At 57.3% G+C, this 24,656-nt stretch carries 18 protein-coding genes and 1 pseudogene; 13 read left to right on the top strand and 6 right to left on the bottom strand.

Going from position 1 to position 24,656, the window contains the following annotated elements; translation table 11 throughout:
• Positions 1–59 precede the first annotated feature (59 nt).
• Both RISK_RS29230 and RISK_RS06965 read left to right on the top strand, forming a co-directional pair.
• The gene (locus RISK_RS29230; RefSeq protein ID WP_047813524.1) at positions 60–275 is read left to right on the top strand and encodes a hypothetical protein; all 216 of its coding nucleotides are present in this window, start codon (positions 60–62) and stop codon (positions 273–275) included.
• Between the two features lie 40 nt (positions 276–315).
• Positions 316–2,058 (top strand): flagellar basal body P-ring protein FlgI, encoded by a 1,743-nt coding sequence (locus RISK_RS06965; protein WP_173442623.1) that lies wholly within the window; start codon positions 316–318, stop codon positions 2,056–2,058.
• On the opposite strand, the gene RISK_RS06960 is transcribed toward RISK_RS06965, so the two are convergent.
• Positions 1,956–2,666 carry a hypothetical protein gene (locus RISK_RS06960; RefSeq protein WP_047813523.1) on the bottom strand — a complete coding sequence of 237 codons (711 nt, stop codon included), beginning with the start codon at positions 2,664–2,666 and terminating at the stop codon, positions 1,956–1,958. The genes RISK_RS06965 and RISK_RS06960 overlap by 103 nt on opposite strands.
• Positions 2,667–2,778: 112 nt before the next feature.
• On the opposite strand from RISK_RS06960, the gene RISK_RS06955 reads away from it, so the two are divergent.
• The gene (locus tag RISK_RS06955) at positions 2,779–5,898 is read left to right on the top strand and encodes a CHAT domain-containing protein (protein WP_236696100.1); all 3,120 of its coding nucleotides are present in this window, start codon (positions 2,779–2,781) and stop codon (positions 5,896–5,898) included.
• 263 nt (positions 5,899–6,161) lie between these two features.
• On the top strand, positions 6,162–6,362 hold the full coding sequence (locus RISK_RS32950; protein ID WP_236696099.1) for a hypothetical protein: 201 nt from the start codon (positions 6,162–6,164) through the stop codon (positions 6,360–6,362).
• A 1,460-nt stretch (positions 6,363–7,822) separates the two neighbouring features.
• Here RISK_RS32950 and RISK_RS06940 read toward each other — a convergent pair.
• Positions 7,823–8,713 (bottom strand): membrane protein, encoded by an 891-nt coding sequence (locus tag RISK_RS06940; protein WP_047813519.1) that lies wholly within the window; start codon positions 8,711–8,713, stop codon positions 7,823–7,825.
• A 403-nt stretch (positions 8,714–9,116) separates the two neighbouring features.
• Between RISK_RS06940 and RISK_RS06935 the strand changes: the two genes are divergently transcribed.
• The 3 genes from RISK_RS06935 (at position 9,117) to nth (ending at position 11,360) form a co-directional block, all read left to right on the top strand.
• The gene (locus tag RISK_RS06935) at positions 9,117–9,578 is read left to right on the top strand and encodes a hypothetical protein (protein WP_236696098.1); all 462 of its coding nucleotides are present in this window, start codon (positions 9,117–9,119) and stop codon (positions 9,576–9,578) included.
• Positions 9,579–9,693: 115 nt separating this feature from the next.
• Positions 9,694–10,668, top strand: coding sequence for a serine O-acetyltransferase (locus RISK_RS06930; protein ID WP_047813517.1), 975 nt, complete (start codon positions 9,694–9,696; stop codon positions 10,666–10,668).
• Positions 10,669–10,700: 32 nt separating this feature from the next.
• A complete protein-coding gene (gene nth / locus RISK_RS06925) occupies positions 10,701–11,360 on the top strand; it encodes an endonuclease III (RefSeq protein ID WP_201778932.1) in 660 nt (219 codons plus the stop codon).
• A 183-nt stretch (positions 11,361–11,543) separates the two neighbouring features.
• Here nth and RISK_RS33535 read toward each other — a convergent pair.
• Positions 11,544–11,750, bottom strand: a pseudogene (locus RISK_RS33535) (hypothetical protein); the annotation flags it as partial.
• Positions 11,751–12,585: 835 nt separating this feature from the next.
• Here RISK_RS33535 and RISK_RS06915 point away from each other — a divergent pair.
• From RISK_RS06915 to RISK_RS06895, 4 genes are all read left to right on the top strand, one after another.
• Complete coding sequence (locus tag RISK_RS06915) at positions 12,586–13,719, top strand: hypothetical protein (protein ID WP_236696097.1); 1,134 nt, start codon at positions 12,586–12,588, stop codon at positions 13,717–13,719.
• A 684-nt stretch (positions 13,720–14,403) separates the two neighbouring features.
• Entirely contained in the window at positions 14,404–15,174 is a 771-nt protein-coding gene (locus tag RISK_RS06910) for a hypothetical protein (protein WP_236696096.1), read from the top strand.
• A 729-nt stretch (positions 15,175–15,903) separates the two neighbouring features.
• Positions 15,904–17,181 carry an ArnT family glycosyltransferase gene (locus RISK_RS06900; RefSeq protein ID WP_047813512.1) on the top strand — a complete coding sequence of 426 codons (1,278 nt, stop codon included), beginning with the start codon at positions 15,904–15,906 and terminating at the stop codon, positions 17,179–17,181.
• A 29-nt stretch (positions 17,182–17,210) separates the two neighbouring features.
• Positions 17,211–18,119: a DUF1559 family PulG-like putative transporter gene (locus tag RISK_RS06895; protein WP_047813511.1), complete on the top strand. Its 909-nt coding sequence runs from the start codon at positions 17,211–17,213 to the stop codon at positions 18,117–18,119.
• On the opposite strand, the gene RISK_RS33530 is transcribed toward RISK_RS06895, so the two are convergent.
• From RISK_RS33530 to RISK_RS06880, 3 genes are all read right to left on the bottom strand, one after another.
• The gene (locus tag RISK_RS33530) at positions 18,000–18,602 is read right to left on the bottom strand and encodes a DUF1589 domain-containing protein (protein WP_083434822.1); all 603 of its coding nucleotides are present in this window, start codon (positions 18,600–18,602) and stop codon (positions 18,000–18,002) included. The two genes, RISK_RS06895 and RISK_RS33530, sit on opposite strands and share 120 nt — an antisense overlap.
• A 150-nt stretch (positions 18,603–18,752) precedes the next feature.
• A complete protein-coding gene (locus RISK_RS06885; RefSeq protein ID WP_047813509.1) occupies positions 18,753–20,147 on the bottom strand; it encodes a DUF1552 domain-containing protein in 1,395 nt (464 codons plus the stop codon).
• A 17-nt stretch (positions 20,148–20,164) separates the two neighbouring features.
• Entirely contained in the window at positions 20,165–22,111 is a 1,947-nt protein-coding gene (locus tag RISK_RS06880; protein ID WP_047813508.1) for a DUF1588 domain-containing protein, read from the bottom strand.
• Positions 22,112–22,330: 219 nt separating this feature from the next.
• Between RISK_RS06880 and RISK_RS06875 the strand changes: the two genes are divergently transcribed.
• Together RISK_RS06875 and RISK_RS06870 are read left to right on the top strand one after the other, a co-directional pair.
• Positions 22,331–22,960 carry a PH domain-containing protein gene (locus RISK_RS06875; protein WP_047813507.1) on the top strand — a complete coding sequence of 210 codons (630 nt, stop codon included), beginning with the start codon at positions 22,331–22,333 and terminating at the stop codon, positions 22,958–22,960.
• Positions 22,957–24,585 (top strand): PH domain-containing protein, encoded by a 1,629-nt coding sequence (locus RISK_RS06870; protein WP_047813506.1) that lies wholly within the window; start codon positions 22,957–22,959, stop codon positions 24,583–24,585. The genes RISK_RS06875 and RISK_RS06870 overlap by 4 nt, the downstream gene beginning before the upstream one ends.
• Positions 24,586–24,656 lie beyond the last annotated feature (71 nt).

Raw genomic sequence — 24,656 nt, 5'->3', positions numbered from 1 at the left:
CTCCGGCGGGAAAGTAGCAACGAATCATCTGTGCAAATCACGGGAAGGATGAATGCGGGGTGGAAGACAATCGGTTCCGAGGAGGCAGTTGCCGACTGGTTTGGCGTCCGTTGGCGTCTCGGTTCAATGACCGTCTCGACCATCGCAGTTTAACACTGCGTCCAGGGGCGAAGGCGGAGCAACCCGCCAATCGGTCCAAACAGATGGGACAGATTGTGTTGGCTGGGCGTCTGCTCTTGTGTCACGTTCCTCCGATTGACTACTTCCTGGAGTAATCGTGGCCAATCAACTTACGACGAACGCATTCGTACGCTCATGAACGCAACTACCGCTCTCCATCGCTGCCGATTCGGGTTGGTGTGGATCACGTTGTCTTTGACCGCCGCTGGCGGGTGCACTTCGTTTTGGAAACTTGGCAAGCAGGATGAGCCCGACAACCCTCAGTTGGCCAAATTGCTGAGGGTCCCTGAACCGCCGGATTTGGTCCGAGAAGCGGCCATCCCTCACGGCATGCAGAGCGTCCCGGTCACGGGAGTTGCAATCGTCAATGCGTTGCCCGATACAGGCGGTCCCGCACTGCCTTCGGGTTTCCGCGACATGCTGCTCGAGGAAATGAAACGCAAAGAGATTCCGAATCCAAACGAGTTCTTGGAACGCAACGACACTGCGTTGGTCCAAGTTCGTGGCAGCATTCCTCCTGGTGCGCGCCGAGGCGATGTGTTGGATTTGCAGGTTTTGACCCCACCCAAAACCGAAGCGACGGACTTGCACGGCGGTTGGTTGCTTGACACCCGCATGCGGCACCAAAAGGTGCTCGACAGTTCGGTTCGAAGCAGTGAAGTGTTGGCGGTCGCGACCGGGCCCATTCTGACACGTGCCGATCATGAAGGCGAAAAAGACGAAGCCCTGCAAGTGCAAGGTTCGATCTTGTCCGGCGGAGTCGTGCAGAACGATCGCAAGATCGGGTTGGTGCTTCGTCCCGATTTTCAACACGTCAAAATGTCCGCGGCAATTGCCCAGGCCATCAACAAACGATTTTACTTTTTCGACGGCTCAACTCGGCGTGGGATTGCGGAACCGATCGAAGACGACTTCATTCAATTGGATGTTCACCCGCGCTATCGAAACAACGTGGCCCGTTTGATGGCCGTGGTTCGTGCCATTGGTGTGGCGCCGGAGTCTTCCAACACGCAGGTTCGCCTGACCAAACTGGGCGAGCGGATGAAGCAGCCTTCCAAAGCCGCGGACGCTGCGTTGCAGTTGGAAGGATTGGGGGAACCCGCGATTCCAACTTTGTTGGAAGCGGTCCAGTCATCCAATCCCGAGTTGCGGTTCTATGCCGCCGAAGCTCTGGCCTACTTGGATCGGGACGAAGCCATCGATCCTTTGATCGCCGCCATTCGAGCGGAGCCCGCCTTCCGTGCTCCTGCTTTGAAGGCACTGGAAGACATGGAACATCACAACGTGGTCGAAGGTCTGCAGCGATTGATGGACTCACCCAGCTTGGAAACCCGCTACGGAGCATTCTGCAAGCTCAGGAATCGCGAAGATGGAAAACAGAAGCTGGCGGGACAAAACTTGCGTGGCACCTACCGGCTGTACCAAGTCCCGTCTTCAGTGAAGCCTTCCGTGGTGGTTTCGCTGCGTCGCAAACCAGAAATCGTGTTGTTCGGCGATGTTCAACCACTGCAAATTGAATCGTTCTTCTTAGGCCCATCGGGCATCATGATTCGGTCTGTGCCTGAAACGGGGCAACTTCGCATCAGCCGCTTCCAAGCTGGCAAGGACGATGCCTTTGCCGAAGTCAACAACTCGCTCGCTGCAGTCCTCGAAGGCCTGACCGAAGTGGGCGGTGGCTATGGCGACGCGGTGTCGTTGTTGAGAATGGCGAAAACGAAAGGCATCTTGCCTGACCAATTGGCGTTCGATCCACTGCCGAAGAACTTGCGGACCTACTACCGCAACGAAGGCTCGGGCGGGTCCGAGTCGGACGAAGACAGCAAAGGATTCGCAACGGATTCCGAGAGTGAGTCCGAGGGCGATTCCAGCGGCGTCTGATCGTCGTTTGACATCTTCTTTTGCTTTCGCTTTTTGCGTGCTCGTCCGACCATTCGCACGATTGGGAAGACGCAGAATGCGACGATCAAGAGCACCACGTTCAGCAGGACTCCTTGGACAAGCGTCGTGCAGACCGCGGAAAGGAATCCGAATTCGGATTCGGTTTCGAATTGGCGGACACCGGCGACAATCATGACCGCCAGCATGCCTGAAAACATGTCGACGATCATGCCGGCAGGAAGGATCACCGAGGCCACCAATCGCAACACATAGACGGTGCGCAAGGTGGCCGCGATTTGTCGCGAATGACGCCAAGATTGAGAACGTGTGACCAAGTCGGCCCAGACATAGCCGACGATGAAGATCACAATTCCGGTCACCATCCCCCAGAATTGCCCCTGAGTGACCGTGAACCCGATCACGAAACTGGGGATCGCTGCAATGCTGCAGACCAGCGTCCAACGCAGGATCGTGCGAGGGATCGTCGGGAAAGTGTCTTCGTCCGGCAGAATTTCCAACAGCAATGCTCGGTCTTCGTCGTCTCCCTCTGTCGGAGGCCCCGTTGCATAGGGGTTCGGCAAAACGGCGTTGTCATCGTCGGAATTCATGCAATCAGCATAACCAGTTCGGTTGCTGCACACGGAAGGGATCGCTGATTCTCCCCTCCACCATCAACCGATTCATTCGTCTCGGTCAAAGGTCGCGGATAGAATGGAAACCATGTTCCATTCCCATCGCATCGCTGGCATGACTGTGCAACCAACATCCACTCCACCTCGATTTGGGGCGTTCTTCTCCCTCGTGGTCATCGCGGCGTCGGTCGTTGCTCCGACGGGGCTCGCTGTCGGGCAAGGTTTCGGTGGTACCGCGAGTTCTGGCAGCCAGTACCCGCCCCAAAACTACTACACCGGGCTCAAAATCTATCGTGACGGCGATATGAAGAACGCGGTGAACGCGTTCGAGTCCGCGCTCCGAAGTTCGCGAACGGACGTCAACGGCAAGTGGATCGATGCGATTCCTATGCATGCAATGTTGGCGGAGTGTTACTGGCATCTGGGCCACTTGCCGCTTTGTCGCACGCACTTGGACGCCGGCATGCAGATCACCGTTCGCAATCGCGGATGGTTGGGCGCGATTGATTGGTCGAGTCTGAATCAAGGCAACGCGATCAAAGCCGGGGCGACAAATTTGTGGCCCGAAGCCAATGCGGTTCGGCTCGCTCCGATCCCAGATGGATTGATGCTTCAAAGCGGCGAGGTGATGACTGAACAACGTCTCCAACAAGGCGGGCGAATTGAAAGCCAGAATCTCAGGCGAGTCGATGCGATTGAGATCATGCGATCGATCGCACTGATGATGTATCGACGACGCGTCGTGATGGGGGAACTGTCCGCACAAGAACCGCTGGCATCCGAGTTGATGGAATCGACCAAGTATCCCGCCGGGTTGAATTCACCCGGTGGCCGTTCGTTGATCGGCGCGATGCGAGGCGTGGGGCAAATTGCCGTGGGCGAAGATTCAACGGTGGTCGATCGCGTGGGCAAGTACGCCACCCTGGGTGGCTCGGTGCATCCGCTCACACCGCTGATGTTTCTGGCCGGGATGACGGTCGGTGTCGCGGGGGACGCAAACGGAAAGTTGGAACCCAACGTGGCCGCTGGTTTGGTCGCGACCAGCCAACGAGCCGTCAATTCCGCGGCGGCCTTGGAACAGTACGAATTCATCGGGGAAGCCCTGCAGTTGGCTGTTGGTGCGGCAGGCCCCCAGCAATACGGGACGGTGGAGCAGACCTCTTTGTTGGCCGGACGCACGCTGATCCGTGAATCGCGATTGGCGTCGCTGCATTGCTACCTGGTTGCGGCGGACGCCGCGATCAGTGCGGGCCGAGTCGACGCCGCCACGGAAGCGATGACGCTGGCCATCGAAATCGCTTCCCGTCGAGATGTGGACTTCCCTCGCTTGGAAGCGTACGGAGCCTATGTCGCGGCACGCATTGCTGCGTCTCGCGGTGAATCACTCGGTGGCCCCGACGGAAAGCTCTCCAACGCGATGGGATCGCTGAACGAGTTCATCAACAATCGACGCGACCGCAATCGGCCGGTGATCTCCATGCCCTCGCACTATCAATTGAGTTTGGTGCAAGCGTTGATGGGCCGATCGATCGGCAACCAATCCACCAAGAGTTTGCTGGCTTACTTCACGTCGCCTGTCTCAATGCCGACATGGCGGCGCGATCCGGTGGATGCGATTGCTTTGATCGGACTTGATTCGACGCCCTTGCACCGTGGCCGCTTGGAACTGGCGGTGGCCGAAAACAACGACATCGATGTGCTCAAGTCCACTGACCGAATTCATGCGGCTCGCTTGGCCTCGGCGCTGCCACTTCGAGGCCGTTTGATGGACGTTCGATCTCTGGTCACGGACCCTGCGGACTCGTTTTGGCCGGCGGCCAAGGAATTGGTCGTGCAGCCTCCACCGATGCTTGCCGACCTACGGCAGAAAGTCCAAGTCTCTCTTCGCGAAGGCCTGGAAGACACCGCACCACGCGACGCAGCGTTGGCAAATCTTCAGGAGTCGGTGGTCACTCAGATTGCACTCCAGCGTTTGAGGATCCCCGCCGTTTGCCCTCCGCCAATCGCAACGGAAGACGCTGGTGCTCTGCCTCCGGGAACGGGATTGTTGACCTTTGTAGTGGATGGTCCTCGTTTGGTCGCGACCCTTACAAGAGACGGCACCACGACAGGCTGGATCTCGCCTGCCGGGCGGCGTATCCCCATGATGATTTCGAAGTTGTTGGCCGAGATCGGTGCCAACCGAAGTCGAGGCAAGCGGCTCCCTGATGACGAATCATGGCGTGACACAGCCGCTGCGCTGAAAGAAATGTTGTTTCCCTCGAAGTCGGCTTGGAATGAATCGGGGCTGGAAAAGTTGGTGATCGTTCCTGATGGGCCGTTGTGGTACCTGCCGTTTGAACTGTTGCCAGCCAGCGATGGGCCGGATGTCACAGCCGAAGACAATGCCGCGGAAGGCTTGGAGGATGCGGCGGAAGACGATCCCGCGGCACCAGCTCAACTTTGGGCGGACGTGATGAAGATCAGCTACGCCCCGACGCCAGGCTTGGCCCTTCGGGATGTCGGAGCCGCGAGTGATGGCAACCGAGTTGCGGTGATGGCGGGAACGTTCTTCGCACCTCGGCAAAAGGAGCTCAACGATCAAATGATCGACGAGATGCTGGCGGCGGCAGAGGATCCACTGCAATGGACGCTTGGATCCGCGCCACCAACCGATCGAGTCGGTTTGGGCGTGGCGCACTTGGTGGTCGCTTCGCCGCTGACTCCCAACGTGGTGGCACCCATGGCAACCACAACCATCCCCGTCAGCACCTCGACGCCACGTTCGGACGCCAGCGGCCCATGGGATCGATTGTCCGGATGGGTTCGATTGCCCGCCAGTGGCCCGCGGACAGTGGCGTTGCCTGGCTATCGAACCGCCGCCGGGGCTGCGAAGCTTGGGGATGGTTCCGAGGTTTTCTTTCCGCTCGCTGCCCTTCGCTGCAGCGGAGTCAAGGAGATCACGCTCAGTCGCTGGGTCACCGGTGGCCAGTCCGCGGCCACCGTGATCGGTGAACTGATCAACGAAGCGCCTCACACATCACTGGCATCCGCCACGCGTCGAGGCGTTTCGCTGCTGCGGCAAGCGGAGCTTTCCGTCGCTGGAGAACCGCTGCTCGGAAAGGCGGATGAGGAATCCAAGAACATCAACGGGAACCAACCGCTGTTCTGGGCCACCTACATGACCTCGGATTCGCTCCGTTTGCCTGCCCCCAAGAGCGAAGAGTGAGGGCGGTCAGCGGAAACGCCGCCTTGCAGTGCAGCCTGCTATGATTGCAAACCACGATTCGTGCTTTGCCATCTCAAGCTGCCATGATCAATCCGTATCAATCACCTGAATCCGCGCCAGCGAACCTGACGCACAATTGCCCGGTTTGCGAGGGGCCGGTTGGATTTTGGCGGTTCGCGTTCCCGCTAGGGCATTGCCAGCATTGCGGGAACTACCTCGCCATTCGCCATTGGGGCAGAGAGTCATGGAGATGGACGGTTGTCTTGATCGTTAGCATTGTCATTCCGATTTGGCTGCGGGCAAACAAGTACATTGATTTCACACCGCCGATTGGCACGATGATGCTGATTTGGTTCGTGGTGTTGTCTGTGCATGACAAGTTTGCCGGCCGACTCGTCCCCGCGTATTGCTGGGGATTATTCGCCACTCCGGATGACGACCGAATCGAAACGGACGATCACTGATGGCGTCAGGAAGGCCGCCATCGCCTTCCGAAGGAATACAACACTGGCACGACGATCAGGGTCAACAACGCGGCATCTTCCACGCCGGCCCCATCCGGGGCGACCGTTTGATTTTCACACTCGTTCTCGGGGCTTCCACCCCGAGCTAAGAACGGCGGCCCCGTCCGGGGCGATGTCGGTGAGTCTCGTACGCGTAGAAATGCATTGCACCAGAGTAGAACAGTTGTCCCCAACTGTTCCGTCGGGCAGCCCTCAAATGCCAAGCCTCATCGCGACCCGGTTCATTTCCATCCGCTGGCGTCACGCGGCACAACAACTCGGCATCTTCCACGCCGGCCCCATCCGGGGCGACCGTTTGATTTTCACGATCGTTCTCGGGGCTTCCACCCCGAGCTAAGAACGTCGGCCCCTCCGGGGCGATGTCGGTAAACTTCGAACGCGTAGAAATTCAGTGCACCAGAGTAGAACAGTTGTCCTCAACTGTTCTGTCGGGCGGCCCTCAAATGCCAAGCCTCATCGCGACCCAGTCCAATTCCATCCGCTGACGTCACGCGGCGCAACAACTCGGCATCTTCCACGCCGGCCCCATCCGGGGCGACCGTTTGTTTTTCACACTCGTTCTCGGGGCTTCCACCCCGAGCTAAGAACGCCGGCCCCTCCGGAGCGATGTCGGTGAACTTCGAACGCGTAGAAATGCATTGCACCAGAGTAGAACAGTTGTCCCCAACTGTTCCGTCGGGCAGCCCTCAAATGCCAAGCCTCATCGCGACCCAGTCCAATTCCATCCGCTGGCGTCACGCGGCACAACAACGCGGCATCTTCCACGCCGGCCCCATCCGGGGCGACCGTTTGTTTTTCACACTCGTTCTCGGGGCTTCCGCCCCGAGCTAAGAACGGCGGCCCCTCCGGGGCGATGTCGGTGAGTCTCGAACGCGTTGAAATGCAGTGCACCAGAGTAGAACAGTTGTCCCCAACTGTTCCGTCGGGCGGCCCTCAAATGCCAAGCCTCATCGCGACCCAGTCCAATTCCATCCGCTGGCGTCACGCGGCACAACAACGCGGCATCTTCCACGCCGGCCCCGTCCGGGGCGACCGTTTGTTTTTCACACTCGTTCTCGGGGCTTCCACCCCGAGCTAAGAACGCCGGCCCCGTCCGGGGCGATGTCGGTGAGTCTCGTACGCGTAGAAATGCATTGCACCAGAGTAGAACAGTTGTCCCCAACTGTTCCGTCGGGCAGCCCTCAAATGCCAAGCCTCATCGCGACCCTGTCCAATTCCAACCGCTGGCGTCACGCGGCACAACAACTCGGCATCTTCCACGCCGGCCCCATCCGGGGCGACCGTTTGATTTTCACACTCGTTCTCGGGGCTTCCGCCCCGAGCTAAGAACGTCGGCCCCTCCGGGGCGATGTCGGTGAGTCTCGACGACGTCTCGATTCTTCCAGCGTCGATGACTGCTTTCACGCTCCGGTATGCGACGTCATCGGCGGTGGAGCGTAGGGATTGTTGCTGGCTGGTGTGTCGGACGCTTGCGATGGGTTGGTGTCCATTGGCACGCAGATCGGTTCGTACTCGCTGCCTCGAGCGATTTCGCAGATCGCTTCGACCATTGCATCTCGTTGACGGCAGCGCTCAGCCGAGTTCATTTCCGCAAAACGAAAGTCGCGGTAGACCACGGGGATTTCTTCCGGACCGTTTTCGGTGCGAACGTAGATCATCGCGGCGTGCAGTTGGGCCCAACCTCCGGCCGGAGTGAACGACTGAGGGATCGCCCCCAAGATCGAACTGGGGGGAAAGTGATATCGATTGCGATCGCCTTCCATCCACACGCCGTTGTGGTCGATGCGTACCCAAGCGAGGTCAGATGCGGTTTCCAGGCGCAGAAGCTTCCATCTTTCTTGAGGGACGATTTCGCAGAATCGGGCTCCCTCGTCGCTGGGAGAGACCACCGGGTTTTGGCGTCCTTGGATGACACGGCGAAGTCGGCGGGCCAACAGCAGGTGGAACGGGTACTCTTCGTAGCGCGAGACAATCGTTAGCTGCAGGAGGCCGATGAGACCGCCGACTGCGATGGCCGCAACGAACCAAAGGATTCCGACCACGTCGACTTGCTGGGTGAAGAACACAAACCGGACGGTCAGCAGAACGCACAGGCAGGCAATGAAACTGAGCGAACCATGAAACGCGGCGATGCCGAGTAGCGTGACCACTTGCCGGAACCAGTTCAGCACCCGGCCAGGGCGTTCTTCCGCGAGATCCGTTCCGAACGCTTGGATCGACGCGAAGTGGTTCGAAACCAATTCATTGCCGGAGAATTCGGTTGGCGGTGCGTCGGGCGCCTCGGTCTTCATTTTCCTCGCCTGCTGGAGTTGGTTCGCGTCCGGAGGATGCGTCGGTCGTCGCCAAAATGAAAGCCGCGACCATGCTCCGGACCTCTCAGCCTAACGCGGACCCGCGGTTTTTGCACGCTGATTCAAGTTGGAAATCGCTTAAACCGGGGCGTTTGCGGTGGGCTTGGCATCGGGGCCCGCGAACCTTGTCAGGAACGGCTTGGTCTGAAACTGCAAAGGAAGCCCCAATTGTTAGTTTAGGTAAACCTTGCCGCCCACCCCTTCCGACTTCTGGCGCGGTTGGTGCGATTGTGTGCATCGAATCGGTGTCAACGGCCGAAACGAAAGGTGAAAGAAAGACTCGTATCACGTGTCGAGACCTTTGTGCTCGGCACCCAATTCATATTGGATGGAAGGGTTCGGAATGAATCGTTGGCTCTTACTCGGATCGATGGCCGGAATGCTGATGATCAGCACCGGATGCCTCCACCACAATACACGTGGCGGATGTTCGACTGGCAACTGCGGCGTCGCCTCAAGCGATTGCGGTTGTGGTGACTCCTCGTGTGGCAACGGTGCCTGCAGCAATGGCTCGTGCGGTCGCAATGGCAGTGGCGGATTGCTGGGCAAAACTCGCGGCCGGCTGATGGGTTGCAAAACCGGTTGCCGGACGGGCTGTGAAGCCGGTCCTCTCGGTTGGCAACAAGGCGGATTGGACTACAGTTCGCATATGAACCCAGGCGTGCTGGGTCACGGAGCGGCGGCTCAAATGCAAGGCCAGCCATTCACAGCAGGTGCGCCGTCTGCCCAGGTCGCGTACCCTTACTACACGCACCGCGGTCCTCGCGACTTCCTGCTGGACAACCCGCCCAGCATCGGTCCCTGATCGTCCTGGAAGTTGGAGGAAACGAAATCGAGGACGCTCAGGCCATTGTGCCTGAGTCTCTCGAGTCGGTTCCGCCGGTGAAGAGTGTTTCGCAGTCGCCCGAGGGAGTATAGGCGTGGCATCCGATTTTCGGCTGAAAGAGCAGTTACCTGAGCTGACCGAGCAAATCGTCAGCACCTACACCTCCGATGATTCGATCAATCATCTGGGGCACTGCCCCTTGCCTAGCTACACCGCCGTCGTTGACATCCTGCTCGATTTCAAGGACATCTTGTACCCGGGGTACAAGCGGCACACGAATTTGCACGCCGGCAACATCCGCTATCACGTTGGCGGTTTGATTGATTCCTTGCACGATCAACTGACAACCCAGATCGCTCGCGCTTTGCGGCACGAGCACCGGGTGCTTCAGAATCACAAGGATTGTGAGACGGACATTGACTTCGAAGCCAAAGGCCAAGCCATGGCGATCGAGATGCTCAAACGCATCGTCAAGCTTCGGCATGTGCTCGCCACGGATGTGCAAGCCGCACATGACGGCGATCCAGCCTGCCAGACAACCGATGAAGTTGTCTTTTGCTACCCCGGTTTTGAAGCGATCACGGTTTACCGAATCGCTCATGAGCTGGTGCAGCTCAACGTGCCCTTCATTCCTCGAATGATGACGGAATGGGCGCACAAAGAAACGGGCATCGACATTCACCCTGGTGCCACGATCGGTGATTACTTCTTCATCGATCACGGAACCGGCGTGGTGATCGGTGAGACGTGCCATATCGGAAAGCACGTCAAGCTGTATCAAGGTGTGACGCTAGGAGCATTGAGCTTCCCAACGGATGCCGATGGACAATTGATCCGTGGTCAGAAACGACACCCAACGATCGAAGATGATGTGGTGGTGTATGCCAACGCCACGATCCTCGGTGGTCGCACGGTGATCGGTCGCGAATCGGTGATCGGGTCCAGCGTTTGGATCACTCGCAGCGTTTCGCCCGGCACTACCGTGGTGCTTGAAAAGCCGCAATTGAAAGTCCGCGGATCCGACGAACCCGCCGATGAGTTGCGTCCCGAAGTGAACTACCAAATCTGATCACTGGGTATTCCCAGACGATTCGGTATAGTGTGGCGATGTTGAAAAAAGAACGTGCCGCCATCGTCCTGGAGCGTCTCAACACGCTCTACCCGGACCCGCCAATTCCTCTGGACCACACCGACGAGTTCACCTTGTTGGTCGCCGTTCTGCTGAGCGCTCAGTGCACCGACAAAAAGGTGAATGAGATCACGCCAGAGTTGTTCTCGGTCGCGGGAACCCCTGCGGCGATGCGTGAGCTTGGCGAAGAGGGAATCCTCGAGATCATCCGGCCGCTGGGATTGTCCAAGCAAAAGGCCAAGGCCCTCGCGAAGTTGTCTGGGATGCTGATCGATCTGCACGAAGGTCAGGTCCCCAGCACATTTGAAGAGCTGGAAGCGTTGCCTGGCGTCGGTCACAAAACGGCCAGCGTTGTGATGTCCCAAGCGTTTGGTTTTCCTGCGTTTCCGGTCGACACGCACATCCATCGTTTGGCCCAACGATGGGGCTTGTCCAGCGGCAAAAGCGTTGTGCAAACCGAGCGAGACCTGAAGAGTTTGTTCCCCGAGTCCTCTTGGAACAAGTTGCATCTGCAGATCATTTTCTACGGTCGCGAATTCTGCACCGCGAGAGGCTGTGATGGACGCGTGTGTGACCTCTGCCGCGAGCTGTATCCCAACCGACGCAAGCCAGTGACCTGGATCAAACCCTGACCTGTCCCACGTCCCATTCATCGACGATACGTGACGGCATTCAGCAGACGTCGACGTAGGCCAGGTTCCACCTGGCTGGGTGACTGGACGGAGCTCCGCGAACTCGCGGATGAATGACAAATCGCCTCGCTTTGTTCCAAAGCATCGGCTTGGTTGCCAGGTGAGACCTGGCCTACGCGAATGCATGTAGCTGCATTTGCCAGAATTCAGATGTTCCGGTTGGCCATCCGGGCCTGTTGCGTGGCGGTTTTCTGTCAATGTAGGCCAGGTTCCACCTGGCTGGGTGACCGGACGGAGCTCCGCGAACTCGCGGATGAATGGCAAATCGCCTCGCTTTGTTCCAAAGCATCGGCTTGGTTGCCAGGTGAGACCTGGCCTACGTGAATGCATGTGGCTGGATTCGCCGGAATTAAGGTGTTCCAGTTGCGTCGCGTCCGAATTCTTTGCGAATCCGGCGACGGTGCGTGAGAGGCCCGGAGGGTCGGCAGAATGACTGCCGGGGTCGTCAGGCCCCGGTGCAGGAGTTGGCCAATGCAACAAGCCCCGAGAGGGGCGGCACAGTTGGACATCCTGTGTCACCCCTTCGGGGTTTTGGCTTTGATTGTGGGGACGCTTTTCCGGGGCCTGACGACCCCGGCAATGGCTGTGTCGGCCCATCCGGGCCTGGCATGGTCGGCAGGAAACGTAGGCCAGGTTCCACCTGGCTGGGTGACCGGACGGGGCCTCGCGAACTCGCGGATGAATGACAACTCGCCTCGCTTTGTTCCAAAGCATCGGCTTGGTTGCCAGGTGAGACCTGGCCTACGTGAATGCATGTAGCTGAATTCGCCGGAATTCAGATGTTTCAGTTGGAACGCGTCCGAATTCTTGGCGAATCCGGCGACGGTGCGCTTTTCCGGGCCTGCTTGGTGCTCCTCCAGAACTTCAATGCACATTCGCCACGGATGGGACTGTCGCGGGGGACGCTGCGAGATGTGGCGAGTGTTGTTAAATCTGGCCAGCCACCCAACTTGCGGATAAATCTGCAGCCATCAGGTTGCATGTTGAGTGCACCCCTCTCTAGACTTTGGTGGAGTCTTGTCTTCCTGTCGACGCGAAAAAGGGTGGCGGAATGCCCGCAGCGAGATGTCTGTTCCTGGTTGATGGTGCGATCGCGCCGGATCGCAATGGGAATTTTCCATCGTCCTTGCCGGCCAATGGCGAGGTGACAAGACCGAATCGTCGAGTGGTTCGATCGTGCGTCAGTGGCCTCCAAGCGAGCCTGGTGTTGCTCGCGTTGCTTTGCCTTTCACCGGCTCGCTCGCAGGCTCAGTCGTCCAATGCAGTTGACCGGCTATTGAGTGCTGACGAACTGCGTCGTGCGAAGGGGGAGCCTCGCACCTATTTCTACGGCAAAGAGTTTCGGTACACGATCGAAACCGAGAGCCGCACCGAGCACGGCGGCGCGACGTTTTTCTCAGGGCACTTGGACATCGCTGCCAATGGCGTGCGGACGCTCGCCATTGGCAAGCCAAGTCCGGATCGCTCCTACATTCCAGTTCGACTGATGCACTATCAGAAGAACCAAGGCGAACCTCACATCGATGACGATCCGTTGCTGACCTATTTTGAGGGCACCAACGGACGGGCCAGCCAAAGTTTTCTTCGGAAGTTGCTATACGACTTTGAAGGCAGGAAAGCAGTAACCTCGCATGGCAACCAATCAGTTGGGTACAAGCTCCCCGCTTTTGTATACGACCCACTCGTCAGCCTTCTGGTCAACGATCTCTCCGCAATCATCGGGGGTGAACCACCTGAAGAATTCGAGTTCGTTCCAATGGGCGACAAACTTCAAACCGAATGGTTCGAGCACAAGGCGGATCCAAAAGCAATTCGGATGTCATCCACTGATCCGGATGATCCGTTCTATTCGGTGTGCACCTCAGAACCCGAGTATTTGCCTCTGGAGGTGCTAGGAAGGCCTCGTGATGGTCCACTGCAAATCGATGTCTCGGAACTGATGACGTTCGATGGTTTTCGATATCCCAAGAAGGCAACCTATCGAGAGGTCACACCGGATGGGACATTCGGATACATCTGCTCGGTCGAATTGCTCGACATTCGCGAGATCGATGTTGACCACTTTGAATGGATTCCGGCTTGGCCTGCTGGTACGGAGTGGATGCGGAAAAAGGACAGAAAACGCTTTCATGTTCCCTATTCGGATGTGCAATTGGCAATGATTCAGCAGCACGGTTTGGCCAATGCTCGTGCGGATGCGCCTTCGCCAGAGTCACCCAAGTTTTTCTATCTCAATGCCGGGTTGGTGGTCGTGATCCTCGGGTTGGTCGCCTATCGATTCTGGCCACGATCCAATTAGAAGGGTAATTCAACCATGCGCACCCAACCATTGATTCCTCGCAACGCCCAAGTCCAGGGTGGCTTGGTGACTTGGGTGTCGTACGCCAGCCGACGTAGGCCAGGTTCTACCTGGCGAGGTGACTGGACGAAGCCATGCGAACTCGAGAACGCAGGTCAAACCGCCTCGCTTTGTTCCAAAGCATCGGCGGGGGAGCCAGGTGAAACCCGGCCTACGTGGTTCTGCCCCCAAACTGCTCAACAGAACTTCTGCGGAAACTTGGGTGCAAATTCGCCCGGGACGAGGCCGTCATCGCAAGCTCGACGCAGGAGTCCCGAGACGCTCCCGTACGCCAGACGCCTCCGAGCGAGTCTGATGCTATTGACTCTTCTTTGCCTTTCACCGGCTCGCTCGCAGGCTCAGTCGTCTAACGCAGATGACCGGCTATTGAGTGCTGACGAACTGCGTCGTGCGAAGGCGGTGCCTCGCACTTGTTTCTACAGCAAAGAGTTTCGGTACACGATCGAAACTGAAAGCCGCACCGAGCACGGTGGCGCGACGTTTTTCTCAGGGCACTTGGACATCGCTGCCAATGGCGTGCGGACGCTCGCCATTGGCAAGCCAAGTCCAGATCGCTCCTACATTCCGGTTCGTTTGATGCACTATCAGAAGAACCAGGGCGAACCTCACATCGATGACGATCCGTTGCTGACCTATTTTGAGGGCACCGACGGACGGGCCAGCCACAGTTTTCTTCGGAAGTTGCTATTCGACTTTGAAGGCAGGAAAGCAGTGACTTCTTTTGGCAATGCTTCCGTTGGCCATCTCTTACCTGCTTTTCATCAAGACCCACTCGTCAGCCTTCTTGTTAACGATGTTGCTTTGATCAATGGAACTGAACGAACGAATGACGTTGAGTTCGTTCCAATGGGCGACAAGCTTCAAACCGAATGGTTCGAACACGAGGCCGATCCAAAAGCAATTCGAATGTCAGCAACCGACCCAGGGGATCAATCCTACGTCGTGTTCACTTCGCAACCGGAACTCCTGCTCCTTGAGAGACGGGAAAGCTATCCCGATGGTCCACTGCAGGTCGACATCTCAGAGTTGATGACGTTCGATGGTTTTCGATACCCCAAGAAGGCAACGTACCGGGCTGTCACTCCCGATGGAAAATCGGGTTACATCTGCTCGATCGAAATGCTCGACATTAGTGAGATCGACGTTGACAGCTTTGAGTGGATTCCGCCCTGGCCGGCTGGTACTGAGTGGGCGCGTATCAAAGATGGGAAACGCTTTCATGTTCCCTATTCGGATATGCAACTGGCAATGATTCAGCAGCATGCTTTGGCCAATGCTCGCGCCAATTCGCCACAGTCAACAACGTCGTGGTTTCTCTTTCTCAACCTAGGACTAATGAGTCTTATCATTGGCATGGCCGTTTACCGATTTTGGCCACGATCGGAGACATTTTGATGGCGGTTTTGGAAAATAGATTCCTTGCTAGGTGTTTCTTGCTGTTGGTTGACGTGGAGACGAATTCCGGGATTGCGGACTTCGCACTTCGCGTCCGACTCAACGACAACGTTCGACGGAGAGGGTTTGTCTTTCAGCAAATTCCTTTAGAAATCAAATTGGAGACTGAAACGGTGACGGCAGCCTTGAAGGTAGGAGCGGACTTTGTGGAATAGGACGCCGCTTTGTTGGATGTCGTGGTCTGCCACGATAGCGTTCGTAAGCGACAACCAGGTGAAAATCCTGGTGGCTTTGATAGCGGTCCAGTCAACGTTATTGGGGTGGCACGCCTGTCGGTCTTCCCCTGTCAGTGACGAATATGGGCATTTCTATGCGGGAGTTCAGTACTGGTTGCACGGGGATTTGCGCTCGTTCAACGTCAATCCACCTTTGGTTCGGGCTCTCGGAACTCTGCCAGCCTTCTTGTGTTGGGTAGAACTGGAGCATTTTGAGCCGTCCTTTGACATGACCGACAGCTTGAAGTCAGGCGCATTGAGCGGCGCATCTGTCCGGAGCGAGTTTCCCTATGGACGTGAGCTGTATGCGTCTTCTCCCAGACAATTTCAGCAACACCTCCTTTGGGGACGACTTCTTGTCGGTCTGTTCACGGTTGCTGCAACGGTAGCGCTGTTTCTTTGGGGCCGGTCCCTTTACCGGATAAGATCACATGAGTCGAGCCGAAGCAATCCAATGCCATACGGACCCGCCATCGGACTGGTTGCGGCAGGTTTCTGGGTGTTCCAGCCCCAGGTCTTGGCTCATGGCTCGCTGATTACCAATGACATTGCGGTGGCGTCAGCGATGCTGGTGAGTAGTTTGTGCTTCTGTCGTTGGATCAGATCGCTCCGGTGGCAAGATGCAGCGTTGGGCGGTGTGACTTTTGGTCTGGCTCTATCTTGTAAATTCACTGCATTGTTGTTGTGCCCGATCTATCTCGCGTTTGTGATTTGGAGATGTTGGAATGCTCGGCAACCTCGCATCGTAGGTCAGGCGTCTTTCGCCGTGGTGCTCGCTCTGCTAACCATCGCAGTGCCCTATGGCTTTGATGGAATCGGAAAGCCGCTTGGAGAATTGAAGTTCTCTGAAGATGCCTTGTATGGCCAATCCAAAGGTGAAATCGCACCCCGATTTGCGAACACATGGTTCGAACGAATTCCTTGTCCTGTTCCGGAGCAGTATCTCAACGGCATGGATCGCCAACAAAGTGACTTTCGTGAAGGAAACACTAGCTACGCCGCAGGGATGAACACGACACACGGATGGTGGTGGTTCTACTTGTATTCCATGTTGGTGAAATTGCCAACAGGAACTCTGGTTGCGATCACCGCCAGTCTTCTCTACCTGGTCGGCCGGGCGCTCGATCGTCAACATCGCTGGTTCGTTTCGTTGGATCAGGTTGTGATCGCCTGCATCGCTTTCGCAATGGTTGAGATCACCGCCTACAAAAGTGGGTTCGCACAGCAGCACCGATACATTCTGCGATTGTATCCCTTCCTGTTTCTGTTGATGGTGGCACCGCTGGCACGTTGTCATGATTCAAACACAGGTCGCAGCGTCAACGCTGCGATCCTGCTGGGACTCATGGCGACAAGCGTTGCATCCATTTGCATCGCACCACACTGGCTCGGCGCCTTCAATGTGGTTTCGGGTGGGACCGACAGGGGGCACTTGCATCTATTCAATGACGCCACCGATTGGGGCCAGGACAATGATTTGGTCGCTCATTGGGTCGCGACCCATCCACAGCATCGCCCACTGAAGTTGATTTCCAGCACAGGGCTCGGCATGGGGGTTCGAGAAGCCTATCCAGAATTTGCAGCGTTGGCCCGGTACAACGACGATGATCAACCGTGGCTGATCGTCAGTCAATCAGATCTTTCTCGCAATCCAAGTCTTCTGAACTCGCTCCCAGCGGAGCCCATTGAATCCATCGGCGCAAGCCACCTTCTTTTCCGAATCGACCACTGATCCGTTCCGCCAATCCGATAGGACTTGCCATGAACCAATCTTATTTCGAACCGGGACGCATCACGAACGTTCGCCGCGGCTTTACCTTGATCGAACTGTTGATCGTATTGGCGATCATAGGGTTGCTGGTGTCGTTGTTCACGGGGGCGGTTCAGAACGCACGTGAGTCAGCCCGGCGGACTCAGTGCATGAATCAACAACGGCAACTTGCACTCGGCATTCAAATGCACGCTGCCAAGCATGAGTACCTTCCCAGCAATGGCGGTGATGATGGCAAGTGCACCGTCGTGTCAGCGTCGGGCAAACCGATTCGGATTGGCACCTATACCTTTGCGGTTGACCGCCAATTTTGGTGGGGAGTCGGCCAACCGGGAGCCTCGCCGACACAGCAAACGGGGTGCTGGGCCTATGCGATCCTGCCATCGCTGGAACAAGGGGAAGCGTACCAGAACGTTCAGGTCGAATCCGCTGGGCCGCTCTTCCGTTGCCCCAGTCGCTCGCGAGGAGAACCACTGGTCCCGCGAGATGATTCGTATGGCAGGTATTCCGCGGGCGGTCGGGCGTGGGCCAAGACAGATTACGCTGGCAACCGTCGGGTGATGTTGAACTTCCCTGACGCTCAGCGCCTCAGTGCGATTGCAGACGGACTGAGCAACACGTTGGGGACGGGGGAGAAAGCGTTTGACCCGACCGTTCAAACGGAAACGAGTTGGTATTACGACGAACCGATCTTCAGTGGCGGTAGCAACGGAACCGTTCGAAGTGGTTTGTTGATCGAACGAGATGGCCCCGGCGCGCGTTACATGGACAACTGGGGATCAGCTCACCCAGGCGGCGCCCTGTTTTCTCGGTTGGATGGATCGACGGAGTTCCTCACGTCCAGCGTCGATGGCGAGTTGTTCCGCAGTCTGATCGATCCCAAAGACGGAGCCCCCTGATTCGAGATTGGTCGACGTAGGCCAGGTTCCACCTGGCTGGGTGACTGGACGGAGCTCCGCGAACTCGCGGATGAATGACAAATCGCCTCGCTTTGTTCCAAAGCATCGGCTTGGTTGCCAGGTGAGACCTGGCCTACGGAAGTGTATGTGGCTGGTTTCGGCTGTTTCTGTTGGAACGCGTCCGCATTCTTGGCGACTGCGGCGACGGTGAGTCGACGTAGGCCAGGTTCCACCTGGCTGGGTGATCGGACGGAGCCTCACGAACTCGCGGATGAATGGCAAATCGTCTCGCTTTGTTCCAAAGCATCGGCTTGGTTGCCAGGTGAGACCTGGCCTACGCGAATGCATGTGGCTGGATTCGCCAGTTTCTGTTGGAACGCGTCCGCATTCTTGGCGACTGCGGCGACGGTGAGTCGACGTAGGCCAGGTTCCACCTGGCTGGGTGATCGGACGGGGCCTCGCGAACTCGCGGATGAATGACAAATCGCCTCGCTTTGTTCCAAAGCATCGGCTTGGTTGCCAGGTGAGACCTGGCCTACGGAAGTGTATGTGGCTGGTTTCGGCTGGATTCAGATGTTTCAGTTGGGACGCATCCGAATTCTTGGCGAATCCGGCTACGGTGCTGGGGGTGAATCAGGCGCCTGCCAGTTCGGTCAGTTCGTGTTCGCTGTCGCCGAATCGTTCGAGGTCCAATCCGTAGCGTTTGGCCATCGACAGATACAAGTTGCAGACGGGGACTTGGCCTTTGGCAGCGATGTGACGACCGGGCTGGATCGTGCCGCCGCCGCGACCGGCCAGCAACAATGGCAGGTTGTCAGGGTCATGGCGGTTGCCGTCGGAGAAGCTGCTGCCGAACAGGATCATGCTGTTGTCGAGCAGCGTCGAATCGCCTTCCTGGATTGCTTTCATTTTTCGCAGCATGCGGCCGAATTGCTCCGTGTGCCAACGGTTGATGAGTTGGTACTGAGCGATCTTTTCCTCTTTGTTCTCGTGGTGCGAAAGCTCATGGTGCCCGCCATTGACTCCGTCGAGGAAGCTGAACGAACGGCCTGACACGTCGTTGGCGAACATGAACGACGCGACGCGAGTCGAATCGGTTTGGAAAGCGAGCACCATCATGTCCAGCATCAGATCGATGTGCTCGCGGAAGTCACCCGGCGTTCCCGTTTCGGGAATCTCCATTGCGTGCCCGTCAGCGATGCGATCTCGTTCGGCTTCGTAACGTTCGCGATGACTTTGGTCACGCGTGGCAAATTCAATTCGCTTTTCCACTTCGCGGACGGAGTCGAGGTACTCGTCCATCTTGAATTGGTCGTCACGGCTGAGTTTGCTACGGACGCGGTGGGCGTCCTCCAAAACGTAGTCCAGCAGGTTCTGGTAGGAACGAGCCTCGGGGGTGCTCGTCTTCATTCGCTTGCCAAACAAACGTTCGTAGACGACTCGCGGGTTGATGGCTTTCGCGACGGGGCGAGTCGGTGACTGCCACGAAATGTGCGAGCCATACAAACGGGTGTAGCCAACGTTGCTGTCGATACCGCTGATCACCGGGTCGATGCCTAATTCCAATGAGGGCAACGGTGTCTGATTGCCGACTTTGGCAGCGATCAATTGGTCGATGGAAACACCACCGCTGCTGATGTCTTTTCCGGTCGTTTTGGCAACCGGCATGCCAGTCAGGTAATTGGCCGTTTTGGCGTAGTGCCCATCGCCGCCGTGCGAGTGTTTTTTGTCGAGCCCTGACAACACCAGGAAGTCATCTTTCAAGTCCGCCAGCGGTTCAAGTGACGGTGACAACTCGTAGTCGGCTCCTTCGGTTCCAGGCACCCAGTCCTTTTCCCAAACACCGTTGGGGAAGTACAGAAATGCAGTGCGAAGCGGCGGTTGCGGTTCGTCACCGGAACGGCCGGCTGAACTCGAATCTTGGGGCCGAGGACCAGCCATGGTTTTTGCCATGGATGCCATCCAAGGCAAACCCAGCACGGCTCCGCTGCCACGCAAAAAGCGACGACGAGGAATAGGCGTTTGCATGATCAACCTAAAAGGGCTCAAGGGGTGGCGGGTTTGAAATAACGGTTTCGGAATGGGTAGCTGGTCACAATCGTTTCCAGCACCACGGTGGCGCGTTGATCGTTTTCGTCGAGTGCTTCCAAGCATTCATCGACCACGCAGTTGTCAAATTTGTTGAGGGATCGTCCGAGAGCGAAGCCATACAGCTTTTTGACAAAGTGCTTCTTGAATTCTCCGCTTCGCCGCAGCAGCAGTTGCTTCAGTTCCTCGGGGCCGGAGAACGTTTCCCCCGATGGCAGTTTCCCACTGGAGTCGATGGCGAGACCGTCTTGCTCGGTCCGCCAACGCCCGATGGCATCGAAGTTTTCCAACCCAAAACCAATCGGATCCATGCGGTTGTGACACGCCGCGCATTGAGGGTTCTTGCGGTGGATTTCCAGTTGTTCTCGAAGCGTCGCGGCGTGGTCCGCTTCTGCTTCTTCCAGTGCTGGCACGCCTGGTGGCGGAGGTGGCACGCGCCCGCCCAACACCTCTTCCAGAACCCAGCGACCACGCAGCACGGGGCTGGTGCGATGACCGTAGGACGATCGGGTCAGCACAGCGGCAAGCGTGATCACGCCGCCTCGCCGACGATCGGTCAGTGGGATGCGTTGCCAGGTCTCTGAGTCATCGGTCTGCTTCAGCTCTGGATCGGAAACATCCAGTCCGTAGTAGGACGCGAGGGTTGCATTGGCATGAATGGAGTCTGCGTCAATCAATTCCATCAGCGGCCGATCATCACGAAACACATTCCAGACCGTTCGCACGGCTTCTTCTCGCATCGCGGCGGCCAAGCGTTCGTCGAAGTCCGGGAACAAGTTCGCGTCCGGTTTGGATTCGCCTTCGAATTGCGAAAGCCCCAACCATTGCAAACCAAAGTTTTCGCCCAGGGCTCGCGAGCGTCCATCGGCGAGCATCCGGTGCATCTGAGTGAGGATCTGTTCGTCCGTTGCCAGTTCATTGGCGTCCGCAGCCTTCATCAATGTTTCATCGGGGACAGACGACCACAAAAACAAAGCCAACCGCGTGGCCAGTTGATGCGGCGTCAACGGTTGCACGCCACCGGCTTCGGATTCCGTTTCGACCACGAACAAAAAGTTGGGTGATACGAGGATGGCTTTGAAAGCATCCGCCGTGGCTTCGCGAATCGAGAGCCCAGATTGCTGGGAGGCATTCATCAGCGTCGTCAATCGATCGACCTCCGAAGTCTCGACGGGCCGTCGCCATGCTCGCCGGGCGAACTGCTCCATTGCTTCCCGAGCGTCACCTTCGTTCGAAACGGTGTTCAGCAGACGGCTGGCCAGCGAAGTGTCGCCGCCCGATTGCATGGCGTCTTGGATGACTTGGTTGGAAACGGCGAGGTACTGTTCGATGTGCAAAGCTGATGTGAAGAGCGCATCGCCGGCGGTGTCAAACCCTTCGCCGCCCGAACCATCCGAAGGAACCTCCAACGACTCATCGACTGGCATTCTGACCAAGTCACGGATTGCGTTGAGATATTCGGTTCGCGTCAAACGACGGCTCATCACGACGCCGCGGTACCAAGCCTGAGTTTCTTCGTTGGCCAACTTGGCACACTCGTTGTCATCCGGTCGCGAATCAAACCAGCGGTGAACAAGTGCCTTTTGCTGGTCGTTGAGTTGCGGGCTGCCTTCGGGCGGCATCTCATTCAGCCGAACTCGCTTGGCGACTTCTTCCCAAACCGTCGCGTTCTTCTGCAGATCTTTTGCTGCACCGAATTGATCCATGTCAAAACCTTCCGAGTCTGCGCCCCGATGGCACTCGGAACAGGCCTGATCCAAAATCGGATAGATTGCCTCTTGGTAGTGTTTTCGCCATTTGGCGAACGGATCATCGTCCGAGAACGAGAGCGTTGGCACCGAGACGACCGCGAGAAAAACGGCGCAGCACAGTGGAGTACGGAGAAGCGAGATCGCTGGGAACATCAAAGGATGCTCGAACGGCTTGAGGTGGGGAATTGCGCAGGCAAAGTGGAATTGTCCGCAGGTGGGAGCTTCAGTCTACCCAATTTGGTCCCATCCTCCAACTTGAATCAAGCCGGAACCCGCGAGAAACCGCTGAACGTTCGCTTCGACTGCAGGCCACGAAATCAATGCCTCGCATCGCTTTGAATGTGTCGCACCCCCCCGAAAGTGAATAGATTGATGAACACCGAGCCCGCACCGAATGAGAATGAAGAGGCGATCGGGGAGGTCGAACCTGTGCTGATTCCAACCGCGGATCATCAGCCTGCCAGCGAACCCGAGTTGCGATCAGGCGATGAACGGGGGTTTCAATCGTTGCCCATCGAGGCATTGCGTTTGGATCGATTCGTGGGAGGCATTTTCATTGCGATTGTTGTGGTGGTTTGTCTCATCGGGATGGTTTTTCCTTTGTTCGTCGCCGAGGCAACGCTGGAAGTTTTGGGATGGGCTGCGGCTGGTTGTCTGCTGCTTTTAGGTGCGGTCGTCTACGGCGGTTGGTTCTATCCCCAAGCGGCTCACCAGTGTGCATCTTGGCGGATCAACGAACATGGTTTGGAAATTCGCCGAGGCGTTTGGTGGCGACATCGAATCGTGATCCCACATTCGCGAATGCAGCACAGCGACATCGAGCAGGGGCCTCTGCAGAGGATGTATTCGTTGGCGACGCTGGTCATTCACACTGCGGGGACCAAGGACTCATCGATTCAGCTTGAGAATTTGAACTTCGAAACCGCCGAACAATTGCGAGATGCCTTGACGAGTGGTCGCGGGGAAATGAGTGTCGCGTCTGAACGATCGGTGACGGCATGAACTCGGAACCGAAACCGCTGCATCCGATTTCGATCGTCTTCCAAGCCTTTGCGGTTTTGAAACGCACGATCCTTCCAGTCGTCCTGGTGGCTTGGAACGCCGCCCGATCGAGTTGGCTGGGGGGCTGGGGCGCGTTTGGTTTTTTTGCGGTGATGGTCGCAGGGTTCGCGATGATCGGATTGGTTCGCTATTGGTTTTATCGCTACCAACTGGCGGACGGTGAATTGATCGTGACGTCCGGCGTGATCTTCAAGTCCCGGCGAAACGTTCCTGTCGCGCGAATTCAGAATGTGGACTTGGTTCAGAATTTGTTCCACCGGATGCTGGGGGTTGCAGAAGTTCGCGTCGAAACGGCTAGCGGCACGGAACCCGAAGCGATCCTCAAAGTGCTCTCGCTGGGGGAAGTCGAATCGCTGCGTGAGCAAATAGAATCAGCTCGGCAGCAGGAGCCTTCCCTCGGGGCGACTCGCAACCCTGTGGCGGCAGGATCGGAATCCATGGAGGCCACACGGGGTGAGACGCCATCGTTCGTGGATGCTGCCCCGGTTTCGGCGACCACGACGTTGCTGGACATTCCTTTGAAGTGGTTGGTGTTAGCGGGTTTGGCCAGCAATCGCGGTTTTGTGATGGTCGGGATTGTCATTGGGATTCTTTCGCAACTCCTTGGCCGTGGCGATGAGTTGGCTCGCCGGATCACAAAGAGTCTGATTTCAACGGGTGATCTGAGTGTCCGAAGCTCGCAGTCCAGTTGGTGGGAATCATGGCTGGTTTGGATCGGGGCACTGGTGCTCGTGTTGGTGGTGATTCGTTTGCTCGGGATCGCCTGGTACGTGCTGCGGTTTTACGGGTACCGGTTGGAACTGCGTGACCAAAACCTGCAGCTTTCCTGTGGCTTGCTCACTCGCGTGTCGGCCACGGTTCCGCGACGCCGCATTCAATGGATCAGCATTCATCGCTCACCGATGCAGCGGTGGATGAAGCTGGCGTCGATTCGAATCGAAACCGCTGGTGGGGCTGGCAAACAAAACGAGGACGCCGCGACGACGGTCACGCGTCGTTGGTTCGTTCCGATCATTCCCGAGTCACGTTTGGAAGAATTGGTCGAACATCTTCGGCCGGGTCTGGATTGGTCGGAATCGGCGTTGCCTTGGCAGTCTCTGGACAATCGGGCGCGCAAGCGGATGCGACGAAAGGCTGTGATGCGAGCCCAGGGCATCGGTCTCCTCGTCGCTGGAGCGGCTTTCCTGGTATCGGATTCTCCGTATTCCTTGGCTCTGGGATTGCTGGCTGCATTGGTTTTGATCCCATGCAACATTTGGGCCTCGCATCGCTGGCATCACCACTTTGGATTCGCGGAATTGCCTTCGGGCGAGGGGGTCGTCATTCGCGAGGGATTTTGGAACCGAAAGGTCAGTTGCACCTTCTACGACCGGATTCAATCGGTGAGCTGTTCGGAGAGTCCCTTTGATCGTCGTTGGAACATGCAGACGTTGCGAATTGACACCGCCGCGGCGGGCCCCGCCGATCACACCTATCGGCTGCCGATGCTGTCCCGACCTGTTGCCAGCGAGCTGTTTGATCGCTTGGCCAGCAAAACGTCGGGAATCGAGATGGTTTGGGATTGAATCGAGGATTTGAAATCGATTGTTGAAAGCGTGTCCGATCAGGGTGGGTGCCGCCTCGCGGGATTCCAAAC

It is taken from the genome of Rhodopirellula islandica (genome assembly GCF_001027925.1).
GTDB lineage: Bacteria > Planctomycetota > Planctomycetia > Pirellulales > Pirellulaceae > Rhodopirellula > Rhodopirellula islandica.
This window is presented reverse-complemented; position numbering and strand designations above follow the sequence as displayed.

Excerpts from the sequence above, each read along its gene's own strand:
- RISK_RS06965 (WP_173442623.1), top strand. The coding sequence starts at position 316 with ATGAACGCAACTACCGCTCTCCATCGCTGCCGATTCGGGTTGGTGTGG.
- RISK_RS06960 (WP_047813523.1), bottom strand. The coding sequence starts at position 2,666 with ATGAATTCCGACGATGACAACGCCGTTTTGCCGAACCCCTATGCAACG.
- RISK_RS06955 (WP_236696100.1), top strand. The coding sequence starts at position 2,779 with ATGTTCCATTCCCATCGCATCGCTGGCATGACTGTGCAACCAACATCC.
- RISK_RS06940 (WP_047813519.1), bottom strand. The coding sequence starts at position 8,713 with ATGAAGACCGAGGCGCCCGACGCACCGCCAACCGAATTCTCCGGCAAT.
- RISK_RS06935 (WP_236696098.1), top strand. The coding sequence starts at position 9,117 with ATGAATCGTTGGCTCTTACTCGGATCGATGGCCGGAATGCTGATGATC.
- RISK_RS06900 (WP_047813512.1), top strand. The coding sequence starts at position 15,904 with ATGCCATACGGACCCGCCATCGGACTGGTTGCGGCAGGTTTCTGGGTG.
- RISK_RS06895 (WP_047813511.1), top strand. The coding sequence starts at position 17,211 with ATGAACCAATCTTATTTCGAACCGGGACGCATCACGAACGTTCGCCGC.
- RISK_RS06885 (WP_047813509.1), bottom strand. The coding sequence starts at position 20,147 with ATGCAAACGCCTATTCCTCGTCGTCGCTTTTTGCGTGGCAGCGGAGCC.
- RISK_RS06880 (WP_047813508.1), bottom strand. The coding sequence starts at position 22,111 with ATGTTCCCAGCGATCTCGCTTCTCCGTACTCCACTGTGCTGCGCCGTT.
- RISK_RS06875 (WP_047813507.1), top strand. The coding sequence starts at position 22,331 with ATGAACACCGAGCCCGCACCGAATGAGAATGAAGAGGCGATCGGGGAG.
- RISK_RS06870 (WP_047813506.1), top strand. The coding sequence starts at position 22,957 with ATGAACTCGGAACCGAAACCGCTGCATCCGATTTCGATCGTCTTCCAA.